The organism is Streptomyces sp. NPDC006516 (assembly GCF_040611875.1).
Taxonomy (GTDB): domain Bacteria; phylum Actinomycetota; class Actinomycetes; order Streptomycetales; family Streptomycetaceae; genus Streptomyces.
On sequence record NZ_JBEXPD010000004.1, the window covers coordinates 184,809 to 207,687 of the forward strand.

General features: G+C 72.5%; 20 protein-coding genes. 8 read left to right on the forward strand and 12 right to left on the reverse strand.

The genetic code is table 11. The annotated features are described in order from the left end of the window. The first annotated feature begins 61 nt into the window (after nucleotides 1-61). From ABZY45_RS15205 to ABZY45_RS15220, 4 genes are read left to right on the forward strand one after another with little or no spacing between them, the layout of a single operon-like run. Nucleotides 62-1,021: an alpha/beta hydrolase gene (locus ABZY45_RS15205; protein WP_356739996.1), complete on the forward strand. Its 960-nt coding sequence runs from the start codon at nucleotides 62-64 to the stop codon at nucleotides 1,019-1,021. Continuing rightward, a complete protein-coding gene (locus ABZY45_RS15210; protein ID WP_356739998.1) occupies nucleotides 1,014-2,201 on the forward strand; it encodes an acyltransferase in 1,188 nt (395 codons plus the stop codon). Before ABZY45_RS15205 ends, ABZY45_RS15210 begins: the two co-directional genes overlap by 8 nt. After that, on the forward strand, nucleotides 2,194-3,498 hold the full coding sequence (locus ABZY45_RS15215) for a sensor histidine kinase (protein WP_356740000.1): 1,305 nt from the start codon (nucleotides 2,194-2,196) through the stop codon (nucleotides 3,496-3,498). Before ABZY45_RS15210 ends, ABZY45_RS15215 begins: the two co-directional genes overlap by 8 nt. Next, nucleotides 3,495-4,163: a response regulator transcription factor gene (locus ABZY45_RS15220; protein WP_356740002.1), complete on the forward strand. Its 669-nt coding sequence runs from the start codon at nucleotides 3,495-3,497 to the stop codon at nucleotides 4,161-4,163. Before ABZY45_RS15215 ends, ABZY45_RS15220 begins: the two co-directional genes overlap by 4 nt. On the opposite strand, the gene ABZY45_RS15225 is transcribed toward ABZY45_RS15220, so the two are convergent. The 4 genes from ABZY45_RS15225 to ABZY45_RS15240 all read right to left on the reverse strand — a co-directional run bounded on the left by ABZY45_RS15225 (nucleotide 4,157) and on the right by ABZY45_RS15240 (nucleotide 7,957). Next, nucleotides 4,157-5,320 (reverse strand): serine hydrolase domain-containing protein, encoded by a 1,164-nt coding sequence (locus tag ABZY45_RS15225; RefSeq protein ID WP_356740004.1) that lies wholly within the window; start codon nucleotides 5,318-5,320, stop codon nucleotides 4,157-4,159. The genes ABZY45_RS15220 and ABZY45_RS15225 overlap by 7 nt on opposite strands. 94 nt (nucleotides 5,321-5,414) lie before the next feature. After that, nucleotides 5,415-5,990 (reverse strand): histidine phosphatase family protein, encoded by a 576-nt coding sequence (locus ABZY45_RS15230; protein ID WP_356740006.1) that lies wholly within the window; start codon nucleotides 5,988-5,990, stop codon nucleotides 5,415-5,417. 70 nt (nucleotides 5,991-6,060) lie between these two features. Then, a complete protein-coding gene (locus tag ABZY45_RS15235) occupies nucleotides 6,061-6,498 on the reverse strand; it encodes a GNAT family N-acetyltransferase (protein WP_356740008.1) in 438 nt (145 codons plus the stop codon). A 10-nt stretch (nucleotides 6,499-6,508) separates the two neighbouring features. Next, nucleotides 6,509-7,957, reverse strand: coding sequence for a PLP-dependent aminotransferase family protein (locus ABZY45_RS15240; protein WP_356740010.1), 1,449 nt, complete (start codon nucleotides 7,955-7,957; stop codon nucleotides 6,509-6,511). Here ABZY45_RS15240 and ABZY45_RS15245 point away from each other — a divergent pair. Then, entirely contained in the window at nucleotides 7,956-8,918 is a 963-nt protein-coding gene (locus tag ABZY45_RS15245; RefSeq protein ID WP_356740012.1) for a DMT family transporter, read from the forward strand. The two genes, ABZY45_RS15240 and ABZY45_RS15245, sit on opposite strands and share 2 nt — an antisense overlap. 42 nt (nucleotides 8,919-8,960) lie before the next feature. Next, entirely contained in the window at nucleotides 8,961-9,164 is a 204-nt protein-coding gene (locus tag ABZY45_RS15250; RefSeq protein ID WP_356740014.1) for a DUF1918 domain-containing protein, read from the forward strand. 73 nt (nucleotides 9,165-9,237) lie between these two features. Here ABZY45_RS15250 and ABZY45_RS15255 read toward each other — a convergent pair whose 3' ends face one another. Then, entirely contained in the window at nucleotides 9,238-10,491 is a 1,254-nt protein-coding gene (locus ABZY45_RS15255; RefSeq protein ID WP_356740016.1) for a family 10 glycosylhydrolase, read from the reverse strand. Between the two features lie 197 nt (nucleotides 10,492-10,688). Here ABZY45_RS15255 and ABZY45_RS15260 point away from each other — a divergent pair, with 197 nt between their 5' ends. Next, entirely contained in the window at nucleotides 10,689-11,549 is an 861-nt protein-coding gene (locus ABZY45_RS15260) for a 3-hydroxybutyryl-CoA dehydrogenase (RefSeq protein WP_356740018.1), read from the forward strand. Nucleotides 11,550-12,032: 483 nt separating this feature from the next. After that, nucleotides 12,033-12,908 (forward strand): zinc-binding dehydrogenase, encoded by an 876-nt coding sequence (locus ABZY45_RS15265; protein WP_356740020.1) that lies wholly within the window; start codon nucleotides 12,033-12,035, stop codon nucleotides 12,906-12,908. A 228-nt stretch (nucleotides 12,909-13,136) separates the two neighbouring features. On the opposite strand, the gene ABZY45_RS15270 is transcribed toward ABZY45_RS15265, so the two are convergent. The 7 genes from ABZY45_RS15270 to ABZY45_RS15300 all read right to left on the reverse strand — a co-directional run bounded on the left by ABZY45_RS15270 (nucleotide 13,137) and on the right by ABZY45_RS15300 (nucleotide 22,778). Then, nucleotides 13,137-14,378 (reverse strand): sigma factor-like helix-turn-helix DNA-binding protein, encoded by a 1,242-nt coding sequence (locus tag ABZY45_RS15270; protein WP_356740022.1) that lies wholly within the window; start codon nucleotides 14,376-14,378, stop codon nucleotides 13,137-13,139. Nucleotides 14,379-14,572: 194 nt separating this feature from the next. Continuing rightward, nucleotides 14,573-15,103, reverse strand: a complete 531-nt coding sequence (locus ABZY45_RS15275) for an NUDIX domain-containing protein (RefSeq protein ID WP_356740024.1) — start codon at nucleotides 15,101-15,103, stop codon at nucleotides 14,573-14,575. Between the two features lie 87 nt (nucleotides 15,104-15,190). After that, nucleotides 15,191-16,531 (reverse strand): transcriptional regulator, encoded by a 1,341-nt coding sequence (locus tag ABZY45_RS15280; RefSeq protein WP_356740026.1) that lies wholly within the window; start codon nucleotides 16,529-16,531, stop codon nucleotides 15,191-15,193. Nucleotides 16,532-16,890: 359 nt separating this feature from the next. Then, nucleotides 16,891-19,401, reverse strand: a complete 2,511-nt coding sequence (gene pheT, locus ABZY45_RS15285; RefSeq protein WP_356740028.1) for a phenylalanine--tRNA ligase subunit beta — start codon at nucleotides 19,399-19,401, stop codon at nucleotides 16,891-16,893. Next, complete coding sequence (gene pheS, locus ABZY45_RS15290; RefSeq protein WP_356740030.1) at nucleotides 19,401-20,528, reverse strand: phenylalanine--tRNA ligase subunit alpha; 1,128 nt, start codon at nucleotides 20,526-20,528, stop codon at nucleotides 19,401-19,403. The genes pheT and pheS overlap by 1 nt, the downstream gene beginning before the upstream one ends. A 114-nt stretch (nucleotides 20,529-20,642) precedes the next feature. Continuing rightward, nucleotides 20,643-21,797 carry an ATP-binding protein gene (locus ABZY45_RS15295; protein ID WP_356740032.1) on the reverse strand — a complete coding sequence of 385 codons (1,155 nt, stop codon included), beginning with the start codon at nucleotides 21,795-21,797 and terminating at the stop codon, nucleotides 20,643-20,645. A gap of 141 nt (nucleotides 21,798-21,938) precedes the next feature. Further along, nucleotides 21,939-22,778, reverse strand: coding sequence for an RNA methyltransferase (locus ABZY45_RS15300; RefSeq protein WP_356740034.1), 840 nt, complete (start codon nucleotides 22,776-22,778; stop codon nucleotides 21,939-21,941). Nucleotides 22,779-22,879 lie beyond the last annotated feature (101 nt).

Consider the following 22,879-nt stretch of genomic DNA (forward strand, 5'->3'; position numbering starts at 1 on the left):
GGCCCGCTCCATACCTTCGGTACCGGATTCAACGAGACCGTCCGGTACGGAAGGACTTCCCATGGCGTCCCGCCCTTGGAGCAGCCGCGCGCGGCGCGCGCTGCTCAGCGCACTCGTCACCGCGTCGGTGGCGCTACCCGTATCGGGGGCTGCCCGGCCCGCAGCGGTTCCGGCACCCGCGCCGGCCGCCCTCACCCCGCTGGACGGGGCGGGCCCCTCGGCGCTGGACGCCAGGTACGTGGCCGGCCGCGAGGAGATCCGGGCGGCGCGCGAGACGGCCGCCCTCCACGGCGACCGGCGACGGGCCGCCGCGCTCGCGGCCATGGCGGCTCCGGGGCGTACGTTCCTGATGTTCGACGGACGCGACGGTGGCCGCAGCGTGGAGGTCTTCGGAGACCTGTCCTCGGCGCGACGGATCGCCGTGATGGTGCCGGGGGCGGGCGTCGGCCTCGATCACTACTGGCGTTTACGGCGTGACGCCGGAACGCTCCTGGATGAGCTGGCCGGCGGATCGGCCGTGGTCGCCTGGCTCGGCTACCGGACGCCCGACCTGCTGAGCCCTTCGGCCCTGACCACGGGGCGGGCCGGGGAAGCCGCGCCCGGCTTGCGGTCCTTCGTACGGGAGCTGGCGGGAGCCAGGCCTGCCGCACGCATCTCGCTCCTCTGCCATTCCTACGGCTCCGTGGTCTGTGCCCGGGCCGCGTCCGGGCTCGACGTCGCGGACATCGTGCTGTACGGAAGTCCTGGGACGGGGGCCGGCAGCGCCGCCGGACTGCGTACCCGCGCCAGGGTGTGGGCGGGTCTGGGAGCGGAGGACTGGGTCGGGCATGTCCCGCACACGGCTCTGCGACTGCCGTCCCTCACGGTCGGGTTCGGGGCGGATCCGGTGTCGCCGGGGTTCGGAGCCGAGGTCTTCGACGCGGGGGACGCCGCGCACAGCGACTACCTGAGACCGGGGTCGGTCTCGCTGCGCGGCATCGCCGCGATCGTCACGGGGGCGACCGGGGGCCGTGATGCGTGACCTCGCGCGCCACGGCGGTGTACGGGAACTGGTGCGGCGGATCGAAGCGGCGACACCCCGGCACCGCGACCGAGCGGTCGACGGCCTGCGTGCCTTCGCCATCCTGGGCGTGGTGTGCGGCCACTGGCTGGTGACCTCGTTGGTCGCCGACAGCGGCACGGTGCGCGGCGCGAGTCCCCTCCAGCACATGCCCGCGCTCGCCCCCGTCTCCTGGGTGTTCCAGACGCTCGCCGTCTTCTTCCTGGTGGGCGGTCAGGTGAACACGAAGGGCTACGCCGCCGCCCGGGCCAGGGGGGAGTCGTACGGGAGGTGGCTGCGGGTCCGGATGGCACGTCTGTTCCGGCCGGTGGCCGCGGTGACCGTCGTATGGGCCGTGGCGGCCGGGGTGATGCTGGTGTCGGGCGTGGACGAGGCCACGGTACGCACGCTGGGCAAGCTGGTGTGGTCGCCCCTGTGGTTCCTGCTGGTGTTCGCCGCGCTGACCGCGGCGACCCCACTGGTGGCACGGCTGCACCCGGTGTGGCCCTTCGCCGTCGTCCTGCACGTCGACCTGCTCCGGCTGGGGCTCGACGGTCCTGCCGCGCTCGGCTGGATCGACGTGCCCGCCGGCTGGCTGGTCCCCTACTGCCTGGGCGCGGCCTGGGCCCGGGGCGGGCCGAGCGACCGCAGGACCGGCTGGACGCTGCTGCTCGGAGGCGGGGCCGCCACGGCGGGGCTGGTGTCCTTCGCCGGGTACCCCGCTGCCATGGTCGGTGTGCCGGGCGCCACGCTCTCCAATCTCGACCCTCCGACGCTCGCCGCCGTCACCTTCGGACTCGCCCAGTGCGGTGCGGCCTTGTTGCTGCTCGGACCTCTGCGGCGGGCCCTCGCGCGGCCGGCGGTGTGGGCGGCCGTGGCCCTGCTCAATCTGTCCGCGATGACCGTGTTCCTGTGGCACCAGACCGCGATGATCGTGGTCACGTCCACCGCCCTGTTCCTCGCCGGCCCCCTGCCCGGCCTGCACACGGTCCCCGACGACCTCCGCTGGGTTCTCGCCCGGCCCCTGTGGCTCCCGGTGTTCGCCCTGGCCCTGCTGGGTCTTCGGGCGGCGTTCGGGGCGTACGAGCAGGGGCGCGGCGGGCGTTCGGCCGTCGTGACGTCGAGTTCCCCCGCGCGCACCCCGGAGTCGCGTCGTGCCTAAGCTGAGCGGCATGACGGGGGCGGGGGCCTGGGGCCGGGTCGTGACGGTGGTGCGCGGGCTGCCCCGCATGCTGCGCGAGGACCTGTGGACCTCGCCCGTCGATCCGTTGCCGCCCGTGGGCGCGCCCGGCGCCCCGGTGTGGCGGCCCGCGTTCGGGATGCTGCTGACGCTGGGCGTCACGACGGTCTCGCTGTGGCACGTGCCCGATCTGGTCCCCCACGGTGCCGCCGTGCCCGAGTACGCGGTGCTCCTCGTGGTGTGCCAGGCGCTCGCTCTCCTCGCGGGCATGTGGCAGCCCTTGTACGCGTGGTGGGTCTCGCTGGTCCTCATGGTCGTCAGCGTGCGGATCGCGGAGTCAGCGGCGGCGCCCGGTGACATGTTTCCGTGGTCGGGACCCGAGATCGCGCTGCAGGGCGGCGCGCTCTTCCTGCTCACCCTGCGGGTCAAGCCGCGCAGGGCGGTCCTCGCGCTCACGCTGAGCCTGCTGGCGGGGCTGGTGGCCGGCGGCTTCACCACCCGGGCGCACAACTACGCCCTGGATGTGGGGGCCCTGGTCGTCATCGCGGCCGTGGTGATCGGCTCGGCACTGCGCGCCCTCAGGGTGGCCCGGGGTCAGCTCGTGGTGCAGTCGGGGCTGACGGAGGAGGAGCGCGCCCGCCGCACCCTCCTGGAGGAACGCAACCGGATCGCCCGCGAGCTGCACGACGTGGTCGCCCACCACATGTCGGTGATCTCCATCCAGGCGCAGGTGGCCCCGCATCTGGTCGAGAACCCGTCGGCCGAACTCCGGGAGAATCTCGCCGGCATACGGGAGAACGCCGTGGAGGCCCTCGCCGAGCTGCGCCGGGTCCTCGGGGTCCTCCGCTCGGAGGACGCGGTGGCGGACGGGGTGCGGCACGCGCCGCAGCCCACCCTGGACCGGCTGGACGAACTGATCGAGAAGGTGCGGAGTGCGGACGTCACCGTCGCGGCGCAGATCACGGGCCTGCGCCGCCCGCTGCCGCCGGGGGTGGAGCTGTCTGCCTTCCGCATCGTGCAGGAGGCCCTGAGCAACGTGCTCCGGCACGCCCCTGGGGCACGGGCCAGGGTGGACGTCGGCTACCACTCCCACGCCGTCACCGTCCGCGTCACCAACACCGCCCCGGCGTCGCCCGGATGGAAGGCGGGCCGTGGGGGCCACGGACTGCTCGGGATGCGGGAACGAACCGTCATGCTCGGCGGCGAGCTCACGCACGGCCCCACCCCTGGCGGGGGTTACGAAGTAGTGGCGACACTCCCCCTGGAGGACCTCACATGACCATCCGCGTGCTGATCGCCGACGACCAGATGATGGTCCGTCAGGGCTTCACGGTGCTCCTGAACGCAGAGCCCGGCATCGAGGTCGTCGGTCAGGCGGTGGACGGTGTGGACGCGCTGGAGAAGGCGGCCGAACTCGACCCGGACGTCGTCCTGATGGACATACGAATGCCACGGCTGGGCGGCATCGACGCCACGCGCCGCATCACCGGGGCACCCGGCGCGACCGCCCGGGTGCTCGTCCTGACCACCTTCGACCTCGACGAGTACGTGTACGAGGCACTGCGCTCGGGTGCCTCCGGCTTCCTGCTGAAGGACGCCTCGGCCGACGAACTCGCCCAGGCTGTACGGGTGGTGGCTGCCGGTGACGCGCTGCTCGCCCCGAACATCACCAAGCGCCTGATCGCCGAGTTCTCCCGGGTGAGCGCCGGGCCGCGCGCCCCCTCGCGGGAGCGCGTCGGCGACCTGACCGAGCGGGAGACGGAGGTACTGTCCCTGATCGCGCAGGGCCTGTCGAACGCGGAGATCGCGGTGCGCCTGGTGGTTGCGGAGCAGACCGTGAAGACCCACGTGAGCCGGATCCTGGTGAAACTGGGTCTGCGCGACCGGACCCAGGCCGCCGTGTACGCCTACGAGTCGGGGCTGGTGCGCCCGGCGGGTTACTGAGCCGCCGGGAGGGCGTCGTACACCGCGTCGATCAGCGCCATCTTGCGGGGGTCGTCCGCGATGTTGGGGCCCATGCGGTTCATGACGTAACCGAGCGCGATGCCGGCCTCCGGGTCGGCGAGACCGCAGGAGCCACCCGCCCCGTCGTGGCCGACGGCGCGCGGGTTGGGGCCGTACGACGAGTTCGGGCCGCTCAGCCAGAGACCGAGGCCGAGCTCCGTCTCGTGGGCGAAGCCCGCCCCCAGGACCAGGTCCCGGCAGCTGCCCTGTCCTTCGCGGACCCGCTCCGCCGCCTCCTGGGACAGGATCCGCCGGCCGTCGAGGCTCCCCCGGCCGGCGACGATGCCGTAGAGGGCGGCGACCGCGCGGGCTGTGCCGTGGCCGTTGGCCGCGGGGATCTCGGCGGCCCGCCACTCGGGGGTGTTGGCTGCGGCGATGCCGGTGCCGGGGTTGAGCAGCGAGGCGATGGCCAGGGGCTCCATCCGCGCGAACAGCGCGGCCTGTTCGCGGGAGACGGCCTTCGGCTGGACGAGTTCGGCCACCCGGCCGGCGTCCTTCTCGGGGAGACCGACGGTGAAGTCGATGCCGAGCGGCCCGGTGATCTCCTGCCGCAGGAACTCGCCGGGCAGCAGGCCGGTGGTCCGGCGGACGACCTCGCCGACGAGGAAGCCGTACGAGATGGCGTGGTATCCGGAGCGGGTGCCCGGCTCCCACCAGGGTTCGGTCGCCGCGAGCCGGGCCGTGGTCAGCTCCCAGTCGTAGAGCTCGGCCAGGGTGTGCTGGTCCCGCAGCCCGGCGACGCCCGAACGGTGCGAGAGCAGATGGCGTACGAGCACGGATTCCTTGCCCGCGGCGGCGAATTCGGGCCAGCACGCGGACACCGGGGCGTCCAGGTCCAGGAGTCCGCGGTCGACGAGGATGTGGGCACAGAGGGCGGTCGGGCCCTTCGTCGTGGACCAGACGTTGACCACGGTGTCCCGCTCCCACGGGCGGCTCCGGTCCCCGTCGGCCCAGCCGCCCCAGAGGTCCACCACCGGGATTCCGTCGAGCAGGACGGTGACCGCGGCCCCCAGTTCGTCACGCTCGGCGAAGTTCGCCGCGAACGCGTCGCGCACCGCCGCGAACCGGTCGTCACAGTGGCCATGGATCTGCGGCACGGGTCTCTCCTCGCCTCGTTGGCACGCACCATACCGACTGGTCGGACTGGCGGGAAGGCGCCAGGCCCTGTTTCCTTCCGCCGGGGGCGGCACGTCAGCCCGGCGGAATGCCGAGGCTGAGGCTCCAGCGGCCGGGCAGTCCGGTGAGTGTCACGGTGGACAGCGGGCGCACGTCGACGTTCCAGTACGTGGACGGCGGGGCCTTCAGCGCGTACACGAGAGCGGCGCGGACGACGGCGGGCTCGGCGACGGCGACGATCCAGCCCTCGCGCACCGGCCGGGTGTCCAGCCAGCCGCCTATGCGGGATATGAAGCCGAGCAGCGACTCGCCGCCGTGCGGGGCCGAGCGCGGATCGGCGAGCCAGGCGTCGATCCCGGCCGGTTCGTGGGCGGCCACGTCGGCAAGGGTCAGCCCCCGCCACCGGCCCATGTCGCAGTCACGCAACGCGGGCTGGACCAGCGGCGCGAAGCCGAGGGCGTCGCCGGTGGCACGGCTGCGGGGTGTGGGCGAGCAGTAGCGCAGCTCGGCGGCGGCCATCGGGATCAGGGAGTGCGCGGCGAGCCTCACCTCGTGCCAGCCCGTGGCGTCGAGCGGCCGGTCGTCGTCGAAGCGTTCGGCGAGCAGGGCGGAGCTGCGTGCTGCGGCGACCAGTGAGACGCGAACACTCATGGGCGCGATCGTGGAGCTGAACGCCGCGCCGGTCAAGAGGGCGACCGGGCGGCGTACGGGCGCCCTAGGGTCACTGCAACTGGAGGTCCATCCACAGGTCCGGTTCGGCGAGCGGGGCGAACCCTATCTTGGCGTAGACGCCGTGGGCATCCTGGGTCGCGAGGACCAGCCGGCGCACGCCGAGGGAGGCCAGGTGGTCCCGGGCGGTGGTGACGATCCGGGTCCCCAGGCCGTGGCCGCGGGCGTCGCGGTCGACGTACACGTCACACAGCCAGGCGAACGTGGCGTGGTCCGTCACCACCCGGAGGTAGGCCTTCTGCTCGCCCGACGTGAGGTCGTAGGCACCGAAGTTGAGCGAGCCCGCCATCGCGCGGTCCTGGTGCTCGCGGGTGCGGCCCAGCGCCCAGTAGGCGTCCGTGGAGAGCCAGTGGTGGATGCGGGCGGGGTCGAGGCGCGCCGGGTCGGAGGAGATCTCGTACCGCTGCCTGGCAGTGTCGATGTGGGTCATGGGCGCGAGGCTATCGCCCGGAAGCCGGCAGCTCGTCGCAGGCGGCGCGCAGCCTGCGTACCCCCTCCGCGATCTCGGCGGGTCCCGAGAGGCCCGCGAAGCTCAGCCTGATGTGTCCTGCCGGGGGTTCGGCGCAGTGGTACGGGCTGCCCGGTGCCACGGCGACACCGGCCCGCAGGGCGGCGGAGACCAGGGCGGGCTCGTCGGCTCCGGGGCCGGGGAGCCGCAGCCAGACGCTGCCGCCGCCCGACGGCACGTGCGTCAGGGTGAGTTCGGGAAGCCGGGTGCGCACGGCCGCCGTCACGGCGGTGCGGCGGCTGCCCAACTCCGCTGCCACGGCACGCAGATGCCGGTCCCAGGACGGGGCGCCCACGAGTTCGAGCGCGGCCTCCTGGAGTGGTCGCGGTACGAAGAAACTGTCGACGACCTGGATGGCGCGCAGCCGCTCCCTGACAGGCCCCCGGGCGGCGAGGGCCCCGACACGGAGGCTGGGTGACGTGACCTTGGTGAGGGAGCGTACGTGGATCACGACGCCGTCCGGGTCGTGGGCGGCCAGCGGCTCGGGCAGGAGCCCGGCGTCGTGGTGCGCGAGATGGCGGGCGAAGTCGTCCTCGACGAGGAAGGCGCCGGCCTTCCGGGCGGCCCGCACGACACGTTCGCGCCGCTCGGGGGCGAGGATCACGCCCGTGGGGTTGTGGAAGAGCGGCTGGCAGACGAAGACCTTGGCCCCGGTGGCCCGGAAGGCCTCCTCCAGCAGGTCGGGGCGCACCCCGTCCGCGTCCATCGGTACGGGTACGGGCCGCAGGCCGGTGGCGCGGGCGGCCGCCAGCATGCCCGGGTAGGTGGGCGACTCGACGAGCACGGGAGCACCGGGCGGGGCCAGCGCACGCAACGCGGTGGCCAGGGCGCTCTGCCCGCCCGCCGTGACCAGGACGTCGGGGCCCGTGAGGGTGCCGCCGATCTCGCGAGCGAACCAGGCGCGCAGTTCGGCGAGACCGCAGGTGGGAGGCCGGCCCCACGCGCCCGGCCGGCGGCCCGCCCGCGCCAGAGCGGCGGCCAGGGCCCGCTCGGGCTGGAGGCTGGGGTGGAGATAGCCGCCGTTGAACTCGATGACGCCCGACGGAGGCGCGGCGAGGGTGACGAGGACGCCCGACGCGTCGACGGTGCGCGGCACGACCTCGGGTCCGCCGTCGCTGCTGAGCGACACCTCCTGCCAGGAGGTGTCCCCGGCCTCGGGGAGCGGCGCGTGCGCCTCGGCCCGGAAGGCCCCGGAGCCCGGGCGGGTGACGACCAGCCCTTCGGCGGCGAGCTGCGCGATGGCCCGGGAGACGGTGACCGGGCTGACCCGATAGCGCTCGACGAGACTCCGACTGGACGGCAGCTTCCCACCCGGAGAGTAGCGGTCGAGCTCGCCCCGCAGGGAAGTTGCCAGTTCGGCCACACTGCTACGCTCTTGCATGACAGCACACGATAGTGCTACCAGCCGGACCGCGATAGCGGTCCCCGCCGTCCCGCCCGTGGTGCGCCGCGGCCCCGGAGGCGGCGTACTGCTCGCCGGGCTCGGCGTCCTCGCCTTCTCGCTGACCTTCCCCTCGACGGTGTGGGGCCTGGAGAGCTTCGGCCCCTGGTCCCTGGTCGCGCTGCGCAGCGTCCTCGCCGCGCTGATCGCGGGAGGCGCCCTGCTCGCCGGCCGGGTCCCGGTGCCCGCGCGGCACCACTGGGCGGGCCTCGCGGTCGTCGCGGGCGGCGTGGTGGTGGGGTTCCCGCTGCTGACCTCGCTGGCGCTCCAGACCTCCACGAGTTCGCACGCCGCCGTGGTGGTGGGGCTGCTGCCTCTGACGACCGCCCTGTTCTCCGCTCTGCGCACCGGTGCGCGCCCTCCCCGCGCCTTCTGGATCGCCGCGCTGGCCGGGGCGGCGGTGGTGATCGTCTTCACGGTCCAGCAGAGTGGCGGGGCGCTCTCCTCCGGCGATCTGTATCTGTTCGGGGCGCTGCTGGTCTGCGCGGCGGGCTACACCGAGGGCGGCAGGCTGGCGAGGGTGATGCCGGGCTGGCAGGTGATCGGCTGGGCCCTCGTACTCGCCCTGCCGCTCGCTGTGGCCGGAGCCGCCGTGGTACTGCCCTTCGAGCCCGTACATCTGACAACCCACGGCGTGATCGGGCTGGTCTGGGTGGCCGCCGGGTCCACCTTCCTCGGGCTGTACGTCTGGTACCGCGGCATGGCGGAGATCGGCGTACCCCGGGCGAGCCAGCTCCAGCTGGCGCAGCCGCTGCTCACCCTGGTCTGGTCGTTCCTGGCCCTCGGCGAGGAGATGTCCGCCGCCGCGCCGGTGGCGGCGGTGGCCGTCCTGGTCTGCATCGCTGTCACCCAGCGTGCGGGGAGCAGCCGCACGAAGGACGGTGAGGGCATCCGGTCATAGACTTGTCGACATGGACCGCCACCCGTGAGGAGGTCACTCCCGATGGAGGCACACGCGGGCGACCGGCTGCTGACACACGGCAGGACCGTGGGGCAGCACGACAGGGTCGCAGAGATCATCGAAGTGCTCGGCGACCGGGGCGGTCCCCCGTATCGCCTGCGCTTCGAGGACGGCCACGAGTCGATCAGGTCCCCGGGCCCCGACAGCGTCGTCCAGCACACCGTCCCCGAGGACCAGGACCGGTAGAGCGCGCGTGCGCCGGGGGCACGAGTGGTCCCCGGCGCACGCGCCCCCGGCCGCCCGGGCGCTGCGGTCGGGATCAGCGCGGGGTGCGGGCCCGCTGCTGATAGTGGTCGGCCACCACCCGGGCCATGGCCCCGATGGGGTCGCTCTTCACGTGCCGCGCGGAGAAGTAGACGTGACCGCCCACCTCCGGATGCCCTGCGGCGAGGTCGAGGTGGCGGGAGAGTTCGGCCGGGTCCTGCCAGGCCGCGGGCTGGGCTGGGTCGCCGGCCTTGTGGAGCGCTTCCCCCACGTACAACCCGACGCCGGTGCCCTTCACGGTCTCGGCCCACCACGGCAGCAGCTTCGCGTAGTCCGCGGCGGTGAAGCCGATGTTCCAGTAGATCTGCGGGCAGATGTAGTCGATCCAGCCCTCCTTCACCCACTTACGGGTGTCGGCGTACAGATCGTCGTACGTCTGCACACCGGCGGCGGTGTCGGAGCCCAGCGGATCGGTCTTGGCGTTGCGCCAGACCGCGAAGGGGCTGATCCCGAAGCGGACGCCGCTCCGCACCTCCTTGATCCGTTCGGCCGTCTCACGCACCAGCCGGTCGATGTTGTCGCGGCGCCAGGCGGCCTTGTCCGCGAAGTCCCCACCGTACTGCTCGTAGGTCCCGTCGTCGGCGAAGACCTGGCCTGCCACCGGGTAGGGGTAGAAGTAGTCGTCCCAGTGCACCGCGTCGACGGCGTAACGGCTCACCGCGTCGAGCATGGCGTCCTGGACGAACGTCCTGACCTCGGGCACGCCCGGGTTGTAGTAGAGCTTCCCTCCGTACGGCAGGACCCAGTCAGGGTGCAGCCGGGCGGGGTGGGAGGCGACGAGCCGAGACGGGTCCGTGTGGTTGGCGACGCGGTACGGGTTGAACCACGCGTGCAGTTCCAGACCGCGTGCGTGCGCCTCGCGGACCGCCGTCCCCAGCGGGTCCCAGCCCGGGTCCTTGCCCTGCACACCGGTCAGGCACTGGGCCCACGGTTCGTACGAGGAGGGCCACAGGGCGTCGGCGGTCGGCCGGGCCTGGAGGACGACGGCGTTCAGCCGCAGTTCCACGGCACGGTCCAGATGGGCGATCAGCTCGGCCTCCTGGGCGGCGGCGCCCAGGCCGGGCGCCGAGGGCCAGTCGATGTTGGCGACGGTGGCGATCCACACGCCGCGCATCTCGCCCTGGCCGGCTCTGCGGCCCCGGTGGGGTCCACCCGGCCGGCGCGCCGCCACGGCGTCGCCTGCGGTCGTCAGCGCGGCGACCGTTCCCGCCGCGCCCAGCACAAAAGACCTCCGGCCCAAACCACGCATGTGCACACCTTTCGTTCCGTTGTACCCGTGAGCCACTCCGGCAGTGCGTGACGCAGATCATGCCCGGCCCCTGACCGCACGACCCGCAGCTCGCCGGGGCCGGATCGCGGAGTAACGTCGTGGGGTCGAGGCGGGCACCGGAATCTAACGGGAACTGCCGCACGAAGATCAGCGAAAGGCACGAGGTGACGGACTCTATGGCCGACATTGCACGCGTCGGAGTGGTGGGCTGTGGCCAGATGGGCGCAGGCATCGCGGAGGTGTGTGCCCGCAGCGGCCTCGAGGTCAAGGTCGCGGAGACCACCGGCGAGGCCCTGGAGATAGGGCGTACCCGGCTGCACAACTCCCTCTCGAAGGCCGCCGAACGCGGCAAGATCACCGAGGAGGAGCGCGACGAGGCCCTCGGCCGCCTCAGCTTCACCACCGACCTCGGCGAGTTCGCCGACCGCGATCTCGTGATCGAGGCCGTCGTCGAGAACGAACAGGTCAAGACCGAGATCTTCCAGGTGCTCGACCAGGTGGTGACCCGGCCCGACGCGATCCTCGCCTCGAACACCTCGTCCATCCCGCTGGTGAAGCTCGCCGTGGCGACCTCCCGGCCGGACCAGGTCATCGGCATCCACTTCTTCAACCCGGCCCCGGTGCAGCGGCTCGTGGAGCTGATTCCCGCACTCACGACGTCCGACGAGACGATAAAGCGTGCCGAAGCCGTCGTGCACGACGTGCTGGACAAGCACGCCATCCGCGCCCAGGACCGGTCCGGATTCGTCGTCAACGCCCTGCTGATCCCGTATCTGCTCTCGGCGATCCGGATGTTCGAGTCGGGCATCGCCAGCCGCGAGGACATCGACAACGGCATGGAGATGGGCTGCGCCCACCCGATGGGACCGCTCAAGCTGGCCGACCTGATCGGCCTGGACACCGTGGCCTCGGTCGCCGACTCGATGTACGCGGAGTACAAGGAGCCGCTGTACGCCGCTCCCCCGCTGCTCCAGCGCATGGTGGACGCGGGCCGGCTCGGCCGCAAGACGGGCTCGGGCTTCTACCCGTACGACTGACCGTCCTACCGGTGGGTCCGGCGCTCACGTCGCCGGGCCCACCGGGGGCTGCCATCGGGGACGTGACGAACCGCCACCTCGACCTCGCCGCCGTGGCGCGTCCCTGATGCCCGGCCCCCGCACCGCGCCCGACACGCGGACTGACGAACCGGTGGCAAAGGGATGCGGCTGGGGCTGCGTTCCGGAGACCTGCCCGGCGCCCCTCGCCTGGTGCGGGGCGGCCGGCGCCGGAAGACCCCGCCGCGTACCTTGTGGACGTCCCACTCCGGGCCGAAGGGGTGCACCAGCTCCGCGCCGGGAAGGCCACCGGCGTGCGGCTTCGCCGTCGGCGACGAGGTGCTCAGCGCTTCGCTCACTCCGCCCTACGCCCAGTCCCCACCGGCCGATCCGCGGCGCTGATCGCCAAGCCCGCCTCGGTCTCCTGGGAGGTGGCAGGCAGTCGCTGCGTCACGCGTGCTCGGGTCCGGCGGCTCGGGAGGCGAGGTGCCGGACGAGGGCCGTCACGAGCAGTCGTTCGTTCCGGGGCGCGGGCAGGGAGAGCCACGCCTCGACCACGCCCGCCGCCCCGTGGGAGATGAACCGGCCATAGGCGTCCCCGCTCCAGCCGGGCGGACCCTCCCCGTCCTGCACCATCTGCGGATCTCGCTCCAGGAGGCCGCGCTGGGCGGCTTCGCCGAGGAGGCGCTGATCCACGAGAACCAGCTCGGCGTCATACCCGAGGACATGCCCTGGGCCCCCGCGGCCCTCATCGGCTGCGGCGTCCTCACCGGAGCAGGCGCGGTCCTGAACAGCGCGGGCGTGCAGCAGGGCGAGACCGTGGTGGTCATCGGGGCAGGCGGCGTCGGCATGAACGCGGTCAGCGGTGCCCGGCTGGCCGGTGCCGAGAAGATCATCGTGACCGACATCGAGGACGGGAAGCTGGAGCGCGCCAAGGCGTTCGGCGCCACCCACGTCGTCAACTCCCGCAACAGCGACCCCGTCGCGGCCGTCCGCGACATCGCCGGGAAGGGAGCCGACCACGTCTTCGACTTCGTCGGCGTACGACCGGTCACCGAGCAGGGCTATCAGATGCTGGGCAAAGGCGGCGGCCTCTACCTGATCGGCGTGGGCAACATGGAGGCGGGCATCGACGTCAGCAGCCTGGCCGCGCTCAGCGGCTCTCAGAAGGTCCAGGGCGTCTACATGGGGTCCTCCCACCCGAAGCGCGACATCCCCTTCTACGCCTCGATGTACCTCCAGGGCCGCATGAACCTCGACGACCTCGTGTCCAAGGAGATCAGCCTGCGTGACATCGACGCCGGCTACGAGGCGCTCAAGGACGGCACGACCGCACGCGTGGTCATCACCGACTTCTCCTGACGAACCCGTGGCGGGCGGCGGCTCCTGGCAGAGCGCCCGGTGAGCGCCGTCGGTCGGGGGCGGCCACCACCCCGTGGTGGTGGCCGCCCCCGATTTCGGCGGGTCTTTCGTCGGTTGCGCGGCGGCTTCGGCAGCGCCAGGGGCTGCGTGACCTTCGAGGCGGAGCGCCCTGTCGTGCACAGAGGCGGTCGCGACGTGGGCCGTGGCCCACGTCGTGACCCCGTCGCGTCAGAGTCCGGAGGGGGCCGCCTCGCCCTGTGCCACGCCACGGGATTCGAGGAAGGACGCGTCCCGGAAGGCTCTGAGCCCCTTCGCCCTGGTGACACCCAGCTTCTCCAGGACCTGCTCCTTCAGCAGACCGGCGCCGCGGAGTTCGGTGCAGTGCCGTGCCAGCTCCAGCCGCTCCGGATGATCGTCGGGGGCTTCGTAGAAGACCGCGTCCTGCAGCAGTTCCTTCACCGAATCGACCGATCGGCCCATCGCTCGCGCGATCTGCGCCCTGGCCATGCCCGACCTCTTGTGCCGGAGGGCCTCCGCCGCCGCACCGTATCGCTCCTTCCGCAGGTCCTCGTTGCGCTGGAGCGTGATTCCCGCCGCCTTGCGGGCACGGTGGAGGAGACTCTCGACCTGCTTGGGTGTCAGGCCCAGCTCCGCGGCGATGTCCTGATTGCGCCGGCCCTCGCCATGCAGCCGGAGCGCGTGCTCCACCTGCGCTCCGCGCAGCAGACGCTCCCGCTCGCGCTCCCGTTCCTTCCGCCGCCTGATCTCGTCCTTGAACCCACGGGTCAGGGCCGACTTCACGGACCGGGCGAAGCGGAGTCGCTCCTCCTCCTCGCGCATCTGCTCGCGTACGAAGTAGCCGTACCAGAACGGCATCCGCTCGCTCAGATCGCCGTCGCGCTTCCCGCCCCACGCGCATGCGGGGTGCTGTTCGCGCTTCCTCCACAGCGCCTTCAGGGTGGTCTCGTGCGGGGTGTAGCCGCCGTCCTCCCTCATGAGGAGTCGCTGCTCCTCCGTCAGCCCTTCCATGGCGGCTTGCGAGGCCTTCCTCAGGCCGGCCGCCTCCGCCATCGCCAGAAGCGTCTGCCAGTCCCACTTGGGCACGGTGAGGCCGAACCGGACCTCGCCGTCGCTCTCCCAGCGGTTCACCTCCGCCGCGACGTACACGGCGAAGCCGGCGGCGTTCCAGCCCCGCACGACGTCGTGCCACATCTTCGCGGCGGTGGCGGGGAGGTAGGCGGCTCTCTCCCCCTCCACGTCGTAGGCCACCGCCCGCGCGTCCCAGGGGTTGCACGGCTCGGGCACGAGCTCGGCCTCGACCTTCTGGCCGGCGTCGAATCTGCTCAGCGACTCCTGAAGGTAGTACGCCCCGGAGGCGTAGTACTCCCCTTCCGCGCGGCCGTAGTCGTCCAGCAGGATGCGGCCCGCAGGCCTGATGTACTCCCCGGCCCGGCGTATGTGGATCCCCACGGAGCCCTCCCCCTCGCACCTGTCGCACTTGACTGTCCGCCAGCTCGGATGAACATCGTCTAACCATCTCCGACCTGCGACTATCGAACGATTCTATGCCCGGACCACTCCTTGCCCGAGGTCCGGCCGACGAGCCGGGACCGGCTCCTCGCACGAGCGCCGGCCGGGATGCTCCGGCCGGCCCTCGACGAGGGTCACCCCAGCCGCATGTGATGGAGCATCAGCAGAGCGGCCGCCATGTTGGCCGCCGGGATCTCACCGCGCGCGACCATGTCCGGCACGAGTTTGAGCGGGACCCACTCCCTGCGCGTGGACTCGAAGTCGTCCGCCGGATGTCCCGTGTACGCCGCCTCGCGCGACCAGAAGAAGTGGTGCCGCGCGTCGATGAGCCCGTTGGCGGGCTCACAGGTCATCAGGGGGCGCAGTTCGCCGGGGCGCCAGCCGGTCTCCTCCTCCATCTCCCGGGCAGCCGCCTCGGCGACGTCCTCGCCGTCCTCGACCACCCCCGCTGCGAGCTCCCAGCCCCAGCTCTCGGTGATGAACCGGTGCCGCCACAGGAGCAGGACCTCGTTGGCCTCGTTGACCACCGTCGCCGCCGCGACCGCGCGGAGCCGGATGAGGTAGTGGTCCAGATGCCGTCCGTCGGGGAGAACGACATCCGCCAGGTTGACGCGGAACCAGCGGTTCTCATACACAGTTTGTTCGTTTAAGTTCGTCCACTGCACGGTGATGCCACCTTCCGACTGGTTGATGGCAACATCGGAGCAGGGACAGCCGCGAAGCGGAACGCGGCGAGGCCCCCGGGCCGAGGCTCACAGAGGCACGCGCAGCGCCCCGTCGATGAGTCCGGCCGCCGCCCGCGCGTCCTCGCAGCCGCTCGCGGCCAGCGACTCCCGTACGGAGCGCAGCCTGTCCCGCAGCCGTCGGGACTCCATGCCCCGTGCGCGTTCCGCCATCTCCGAGGCGGTGCGGGCCGCCTTGTCCGCCTCTCCCTGGAGCAGCTGGAGACGGGTCAGCAGGCCGAGCCGGTGCACCGTGCCGCGGTCGTGCGCCGGGGAGCGTACGGCCGCTGTGGCGTGCTCCCGCGCCCCGGCGAGGTCCCCGAGGCTCAGCAGCGCCTCCGCCACCTGGACGTTGACGAGGCCGGGCTGCACGTATCCCGTCTCGTCCGGCTCGTGGAGGACGTGGATGCGGTCGGCCTCGGCCTCGGCACGGTGGATGCACTCCAGAGCGCTGCGCGGGTCGCCGAGCTCGGCGTAGGCCTTGGCCTGCATCGCGTGGAGGTCCGTGGCCAGCGCGGGTGTGATGTGCGGGCCCGCGGCCCGCAGCGCCGCCTCGGCGAAGGCGACGGACCTGCGGAATTCGGCCAGGTGGAGCGACTGGTTCACGAGCAGCGCAATCACGTAACCGCCGAGGCCCCGGTCCCCACTGGCCTTGGCCAGGCGCAGGGCCTGGTGGAAGTAACGCTGGGCGAGGCCGTGGGCGTCGGAGTCGTAGGCGCAGATGCCCGCGACGGCGACCAGCCCTGCGGTCGCGCGATGGAGCCGGCGGCCCATGGCGTCGCTGTACCCGCCCCGCAGCAGCGGTGCGGTCTCGGCGTTGAGGAAACCGACGATGCGCGACCTCGTCGCGACGCCGCCCGCTTTTCGGTACATCTGCTCGTAGTGCGCTCGGGCCGCCCGGAGCATCGTTATGTCCGCCGCGCTCACGCGGGACGGCCCGGGCCGGGAGACGTCCGCGTCCTCGGGAGGGTTCTCCCACTCCCAGACCGGCACCACCGCGCCGGTTCCCGTCACGGCGGGCGCGGAGGCGAGGTGCAGGCGCTGCTGGTCGTCGGAGCGCCACAGGGCGGTCGCGTGCTCGACGAAGCCGGAGAGGTCCGCGCCCCGCTGGGCGGTGTGCGCCCCGGCGATCCCCATGCCGATGTCGTCGAGCGTGACCGCCCGGCACAGCCGGGCGCCGAGGACCTCGCAGATCAGATCGGGCACCTGTCCGCGCGGGCGCTGGCCCTTGAGCCAGCGGGAGACCGCCGTGTGTTCGTACCGCAGGCACAGCCCGCGGGCCCGGCCGGCCTGGTTGACGTGTCCGGCCAGCCCCGCCCGGGACACCCCCGCCTCGTCGATCAGGGATTCGAGCAGGATGTTGGGCTCCATTGCCCCCCCATGTGCGCGTCGCAATGAGCCTAGTGGAGCACGATTCACACGGGGTGTGAACGGAATGCCCGAACCGTCCTGCTGTGCGCTCTGCCGGGCCGGGGCCCCGCTCGGTTGAATAAGTGCCTCGCAAGAGGCGGCCGGGTCGTCGGCTCCCCCTCGTAACAGTCCGACGACCCGCACCCGCGCCGTTCGTCCTGCCGGCCTGCCCGACACTCCGTGGCAGGGCGGGCGGCGCCGGATCGCACGGCCCACTGCCCCGATGGCAGAGGGACCGTCTGCGGTCCCCAGGCCGTCCGGCGGGAACAGAAGGGGCGTATCCGGTGGCCGGATACGCCCCTTCTCACCGTCCTCGCGGACTACGCGCCGCGCAGCACCGCACCGGTGCGCCCGGCGGCCAGGGCGACCGCGCTGTCGCGGGCCGCCGATGCCTCCTCGACGGTCAGCGTGCGGTCCGCCGCACGGAACCGCAGCGCGTACGCCAGGGACTTCTTGCCCTCACCGATCTGCTCGCCGGTGAAGACGTCGAACAGCCGCAGCGATTCGAGCAGACCGCCGGCGCCTTCGCGCAGGGCCTTCTCCACCTCGTCGGCGGGCACGCCGGCGTCCACGACGAGCGCGACGTCCTGGGTCGCCACCGGGAAGGTGGAGATCCTGGGCGCCTGGAGCGCGCCGTCCACGGCCCGCTCCAGAACGTCGAGTTCGACCTCCATGGCGCAGGTCCGCTCGGGCAGGTGGAGCTCCTTGACGACGCGCGGGTGCAGTTCGCCCGCGTGTCCGAAGAGGGTCTCCTCGCCGTCGACCGTGACGTACAGCGCGGCGCAGCGGCCGGGGTGCCACGGCGCGTGCCGGTCGGCACGGACCGTCAGCTCGACGCCCGCCTCACGGGCGATGCTGCGCGCCGCCTCGACGGAGTCCGCCCAGTTCGCGGGGCGGCCCTTGCCCCACCATCCGGCCTGCTCGCGGGCGCCCGCGAGGACGACGGCGGCACGGCGCGGCTGACGCGGGAGCGCCGCGTCCAGCCCGGCGATCTCCTCGTCGGTGGGACGGCGGTCGACGGGCAGCCGTACGGCCTTGGTCTCCTCGCCGGTCGGCCTGAAGACCAGGCCGGTCTCGAAGAGCGCCAGGTCGTGGCTGCCACGGCCGTCGTTGCGCCGCAGCGCGCCGAGCAGGCCCGGCAGCAGTGTGGTGCGCAGCGCGGGCTCCTCGTCGGAGAGCGGGTTGACGAGGGTGACCGTACGGCGCCGGGCGTCGTCCTTCTCCAGGCCGAGCTGGTCGAGGACGGCCTCGCCGATGAACGGGTAGCTGAGGGCCTCGACGTAACCGGCGCCCGCGAGCGCCCGGCCGACGCGGCGGTGCAGCCGCTGGCGGTCGGTGAGCCCGCGCCCGGACGGCGGGGTCGGCAGGGTGGAGGGGAGGTTCTCGTACCCCTCCAGCCGGATGACCTCCTCGGCCAGGTCGTTCGGCTCGGCGAGGTCGGGGCGCCAGGACGGCACCGTGACGATCAGCTCGTCCTGCCCGTAGACGTCGCAGCCGACCTGCTGGAGGCGGCGTACGACGGTCTCGCGGCCGTACGCGACTCCGGCGACCCGGTCCGGGTGGTTCGCCGGCATCGCGATGGTGCGGGGTGCGGAGGGAGCGGTGATCTCCGTGACGCCGGCCTCGGCCGTGCCGCCCGCGAGGAGGACCAGCAGGTCGACGGTGCGCTGCGCGGCAGCGGCGGCGGCCTTCGGGTCGACACCGCGCTCGAAGCGCTTGGACGCCTCGGAGCTCAGCTTGTGGCGGCGCGCGGTCCGGGCGATGGCGATCGCGTCGAAGTGCGCGGCCTCGATGACGACCTCGGTGGTCCCGGTGTCCTCGGCGTGGTCGGCGATCTCGGTGTCGGCGCCGCCCATGACGCCCGCGAGGCCGATCGGCCCGCGGTCGTCGGTGATGACCAGGTCCTGGGCGTCCAGGACGCGCTTGGCGCCGTCGAGCGTGGTGAGCTTCTCGCCCTGCTCCGCGCGGCGCACACCGATGGGGCCCTGGACGCGGGTCCGGTCGTAGGCGTGCAGCGGCTGGCCGAGCTCCAGCATCACGTAGTTGGTGATGTCGACGGCGAGCGAGACCGTACGCATCCCGGCCTTCTGCAGCCTGCGCTGCATCCAGATCGGGGAGCGCGCCTCGGGCTGCAGGCCGGTGACCGTACGCGCGGTGAAGTTGCCGCATCCGATCGGGTCGGACACCTTCACCGGGTAGCCGTGCGCGTTGGGCGGGGGCACGTCCAGGAGCGCCGGATCGCGCAGCGGCAGCCCGTACGCGATGGCGGTCTCGCGGGCGACACCGCGCATCGAGAGGCAGTAGCCGCGGTCCGGGGTGACGGCGATGTCGAGGACCTCGTCGACGAGCTCCAGGAGCTCGATCGCGTCGGTGCCGGGCTCGTACTCCGGCGGCAGCACGATGATGCCGTGCGTGCCGTCGTCGCCCATGCCGAGCTCGTCGGTGGAGCAGATCATGCCGTGCGAGGTCTTGCCGTACGTCTTGCGGGCGGCGATCGCGAAGTCACCGGGCAGGACGGCGCCGGGGAGGACCACGACGACCTTGTCGCCGACGGAGAAGTTACGGGCGCCGCAGACGATCTCCTGCGGCTCGCCGGTGCCGTTGGCGGTGCCGACGTCGACGGTGCAGAAGCGGATGGGCTTCTTGAAGCCCTCCAGCTCCTCGATGGTCAGGACCTGACCGACGACGAGAGGGCCCTTGAGGCCGGCGCCGGTCTGCTCGACGGTCTCGACCTCGAGGCCGACGGACACGAGCTTGGCCTGTACGTCACGGCCGGACTCCGTCGCCGGCAGGTCGACGTACTCCCGCAGCCAGGAAAGCGGGACGCGCATCAGATCTCCATCCCGAACGGCCGGGTGAACCGGACGTCACCCTCGACCATGTCTCGCATGTCCTCTACGTTGTGGCGGAACATCAGCATCCGCTCGATGCCGAACCCGAAGGCGAATCCGCTGTACTTCTCGGGGTCCACACCGCAGGCGACGAGCACCTTGGGGTTGACCATGCCGCAGCCGCCGAGCTCGATCCAGCCCTCGCTGCCGCAGGTGCGGCAGGGGCGGTCCGGGTTGCCGACGGACTCGCCGCGACAGACGTAGCAGACCATGTCCATCTCGGCGGACGGCTCGGTGAACGGGAAGAAGTTCGGCCGCAGCCGGGTCTTCATGTCCGCGCCGAAGAGCGCCTGGACCATGTGGTCGAGGGTGCCCTTGAGGTCGGCCATGGTGAGCCCCTCGTCGACGGCGAGCAGCTCGATCTGGTGGAAGACCGGGGTGTGCGTGGCGTCGAGCTCGTCGGTGCGGTAGACCCGGCCGGGGCAGACCACGTAGACGGGAGGCTTGCGGCTGAGCAGCGAGCGGGCCTGGACCGGCGAGGTGTGCGTACGCAGCACGACACCGGACTCGTCGTTCCTGGCACCGTCGGCGCCCTGGACGAAGAAGGTGTCCTGCATCTGCCGCGCCGGGTGGTCGGGCACGAAGTTCAGGGCGTCGAAGTTGAACCACTCCGCCTCGACCTCGGGGCCCTCGGCGATCTCGTAGCCCATGGCCACGAAGACGTCGGCGACGCGCTCCATGATGGTCGTCAGGGGGTGGCGCGCACCGGCCGGGGTGCGGTCGTAGGGCAGCGTGACATCCACCGCCTCCTCGACCAGCACGCGGGCGTCACGCTCGGCCTCCAGCTCCGCCTGGCGGGCGGCCAGCGCCTTGGAGACCGCGCCGCGGGCCTGGCCCACACGCTTGCCCGCCTCGGCCTTGGCCTGCGGCGGCAGCGCGCCGATCTCCCGGTTGGCGAGCGACAGGGGCGAGGTACCACCGGTGTGCGCGGTCTTCGCCTGGGCGAGCGCGTCGAGGTCGCCCGCGGCGGCGAAGGCGGCGAACGCCTCGTCCCGCATGCGCTCGATCTCTTCCGGTTTCAGTGCCTCGACCTCGACTGGGTCGTACGACTTGTTCGGTGCCGACATCTCTTCCCGTGCTTCCGATTGGCTGGTGGCGACCCTGGTTCGACGACTGAGGACGCAAAGGTGCCAAAAGTCGAGTCTACGGGCCACCGGAGGACGAAGGAGCCCGTGGGCCGCTCAGGCCAGGTAGGCCGGCGCGCTCACGGGCAGGATAAATCGGAACTCGGCGCCCCCGCCGGGCGCCCGGGCGACGGTGATGGTGCCGCCGTGCGCCTCGACGATGCCCTTGACGATGTAGAGGCCCAGGCCGGTTCCGCCGCGTTTGCTCCCCCGCCAGAAGCGGGTGAAGACGCGGGCCATCGACTCCTCGGGGATGCCGGGACCCTCGTCGCTCACGGTGACCGCCGTTCCGCTCTCGTCGCTCTTGCCCGGTGCGGGCGCAGGGGCGATCTCGATGGTGACGGTTCCTTCGCCGTGGCGCACCGCGTTTTCCAGGAGGTTGCCGAGGACCTGGTCCACCTTGTCCGGATCGGCCCAGAGCGCGGGCAGCGGCTGCCGGGTGTGCACCAGGAAGCGCTCCGGAGCCAGGCCGGTCGCCATGAGGGCCTGGATGTGGCGCTCGACGGCGGCGGACACGTCCACGGGCTGGCGTCGCAGCTCCAGCCTGCCGGAGTCGATGCGGGAGATGTCGAGCAGCTCGGCGATGAGCCGGGTGACGCGGTTGGCGTCGGCGTCGACGGTCTCCAGCATCAGCCGCTTCTGGTCGTCGGTGAACCGCTCCCACTTGGCCAGCAGGGTGGCGGTGAAGCCCTTGACCGAGGTGAGCGGCGAGCGCAGTTCGTGGGCGACGGTCGCGATCAGCTCGGCGTGGCTGAGCTCGGTGCGGCGGCGGGCCTCGGTGCCGCGCAGCGAGACGACGAGCCGGCTGACCGGTCCGGTCGGGGTCTCCCTCACGTAACGGGCGGAGACCAGGACCTCACGGCCGCCGGGAAGCAGCAGATTCCGCTCGGGCTGGCCGACCCGGGTGGCGAGTCCGCCGTACGGGTCGGTCAGCTCCCACCAGCGCCGGCCCTTCAGGTCCTCCAGCGGCAGCGCCTGCTCCAGGGAGCTGCCGAGGGCGGCGGCCCCGGGGGTGGCGGTGATCCGGGCGGCGGCCCGGTTGAAGCAGATGACCGTGCCGTTCTCGTCGGCGACGACGAGGCCGTCGGGCAGGTCGTCGGGGTCGATGCCCGTGCCGGGGTCACCGGTGGCCCGGCTCGCGCCGGCCCCGTCGGAGAGGGCGCGCGCGGCGGCCGTGCGTGCCTCTCGCGGCCTGCTCGTGCCGACAGCCATCTTCCCGTACCCCACCTCTCGAACCGGTGCAGTGGGCCCCCGAGTCCGTCACCCTACTAGGCGCCGGCGGCCGGGCGACACCCTGTGGGCGGCCACCGCCAGGGTGTGGCCCGTATCGATCGGCGAGGCGCCCTCGGGGGATCAGCCGGTACGGCGGGGGCGCTGCGCCCGCGCGGAGGCGTAGAGGCACACGGCGGCGGCGGTCGCGAGGTTGAGGCTCTCTGCCTTGCCGTGGATCGGGACCCGGACCACCGCGTCGGCCAGGGCGCGGGTCTCCTCGGGCAGGCCCCACGCCTCGTTGCCGAAGACCCAGGCGGTGGGCCCGCCCATGGTGCCCGCGTCGAGTTCGTCGTCGAGGTCGTCCTCGCCCGCGCCGTCGGCCGCCAGGATGCGCACCCCGGCGTCACGCAGCCCCCGCACGGCCTGCTCGACGGGTACGCCGACGGCCACCGGCAGATGGAAGAGCGAGCCGACGGACGCCCGGACCGACTTGGGGTTGTAGAGGTCCACCGAGGCGTCGGTGAGCACCACCGCGTCCGCGCCGGCGGCGTCCGCGCAGCGCAGCACGGTCCCCGCGTTCCCGGGGTCGCGTACGTGGGCGAGGACGGCGACCAGGGTGGGCTTCGCCGCGAGGATGTCCCCGAACGGGGAGTCCAGGAAGCGGCAGACGCCGATGAGCCCCTGGGGGGTGACGGTCTGCGAGACGTCGGCCAGCACGTCGCTGTCCGCGAGGTGGACGCGGGCTCCGGCGGCACGGGCGGCGTCGATGATGGCGGTGTACCGCTCGGCGGCCTCGACGGTGGCGAAGAGTTCGACCAGGGTGGGCTCGCCGTCCCGGCCCCGGTGGGCGGCGGCCTCGCGTACGGCCTGCGGCCCCTCGGCGATGAACCTGCGCTCCTTGCCGCGGAAGTTGCGTCTGGCCAGCCGGCGTGCGGCGGCGACTCGCGGCGATCGCGCGGAGATCAGTTCGGGGGTGCCCATGGTCGGCGGCGAGCCTCTCTGCGTAAGTCAGCTTCTCTGCGTACGTTTCTCTGCGTACGGCTGACTACGTACGCGACACGTGGTGCAACGCACCGGACCCG

Bases quoted from the DNA above. Each gene is read 5' to 3' on its own strand.
- ABZY45_RS15300 (WP_356740034.1), bottom strand. From the start codon at position 22,778: ATGGGCACCCCCGAACTGATCTCCGCGCGATCGCCGCGAGTCGCCGCC.
- ABZY45_RS15205 (WP_356739996.1), top strand. From the start codon at position 62: ATGGCGTCCCGCCCTTGGAGCAGCCGCGCGCGGCGCGCGCTGCTCAGC.
- pheT (WP_356740028.1), bottom strand. From the start codon at position 19,401: ATGCGCGTCCCGCTTTCCTGGCTGCGGGAGTACGTCGACCTGCCGGCG.
- ABZY45_RS15295 (WP_356740032.1), bottom strand. From the start codon at position 21,797: ATGGCTGTCGGCACGAGCAGGCCGCGAGAGGCACGCACGGCCGCCGCG.
- ABZY45_RS15235 (WP_356740008.1), bottom strand. From the start codon at position 6,498: ATGACCCACATCGACACTGCCAGGCAGCGGTACGAGATCTCCTCCGAC.
- ABZY45_RS15240 (WP_356740010.1), bottom strand. From the start codon at position 7,957: ATGCAAGAGCGTAGCAGTGTGGCCGAACTGGCAACTTCCCTGCGGGGC.
- ABZY45_RS15210 (WP_356739998.1), top strand. From the start codon at position 1,014: ATGCGTGACCTCGCGCGCCACGGCGGTGTACGGGAACTGGTGCGGCGG.
- pheS (WP_356740030.1), bottom strand. From the start codon at position 20,528: ATGTCGGCACCGAACAAGTCGTACGACCCAGTCGAGGTCGAGGCACTG.
- ABZY45_RS15220 (WP_356740002.1), top strand. From the start codon at position 3,495: ATGACCATCCGCGTGCTGATCGCCGACGACCAGATGATGGTCCGTCAG.
- ABZY45_RS15245 (WP_356740012.1), top strand. From the start codon at position 7,956: ATGACAGCACACGATAGTGCTACCAGCCGGACCGCGATAGCGGTCCCC.
- ABZY45_RS15280 (WP_356740026.1), bottom strand. From the start codon at position 16,531: ATGGAGCCCAACATCCTGCTCGAATCCCTGATCGACGAGGCGGGGGTG.
- ABZY45_RS15250 (WP_356740014.1), top strand. From the start codon at position 8,961: ATGGAGGCACACGCGGGCGACCGGCTGCTGACACACGGCAGGACCGTG.
- ABZY45_RS15230 (WP_356740006.1), bottom strand. From the start codon at position 5,990: ATGAGTGTTCGCGTCTCACTGGTCGCCGCAGCACGCAGCTCCGCCCTG.
- ABZY45_RS15255 (WP_356740016.1), bottom strand. From the start codon at position 10,491: ATGCGTGGTTTGGGCCGGAGGTCTTTTGTGCTGGGCGCGGCGGGAACG.
- ABZY45_RS15260 (WP_356740018.1), top strand. From the start codon at position 10,689: ATGGCCGACATTGCACGCGTCGGAGTGGTGGGCTGTGGCCAGATGGGC.